1 protein-coding gene is annotated in these 279 nt (G+C 65.2%); it reads right to left on the reverse strand.

Annotation, left to right across the window (positions count from 1 at the left end; all coding sequences use genetic code 11):
- Positions 1-279, reverse strand: a 279-nt coding sequence (locus tag NLU14_RS21555) for a hypothetical protein (protein ID WP_275710483.1), incomplete at both ends; no start/stop codon positions are given.

Raw genomic sequence — 279 nt, forward strand, 5'->3', positions numbered from 1 at the left:
GCCATGGGTTTGGCGGCAAGGTGCAGGCGCCGTTCGGCCTCGATCATGTCGCGGGTGGTGAAGCGGTCTTCGCCCCGTCCGTCCTTGCCGAGTTCGACCAGATCGGGCGCGCTGCGTATCGCGCCCATCACCGCGTTGAACTGGTCGATCCCGTCGCTGTGCCGATCCGCGAACTTTGCCATGTCGCGCGGCGTGAAGGTCGATTGCTGATGCGTGATTGCCTCCAGTGCGATGGAAGGATCGGCAATGATGCGCTCGCCGTTGCCGCGCGCGATCTCG

Origin of the sequence: Marinobacter iranensis, from assembly GCF_029207565.1 — a bacterium.
GTDB lineage: Bacteria > Pseudomonadota > Gammaproteobacteria > Pseudomonadales > Oleiphilaceae > Marinobacter > Marinobacter iranensis.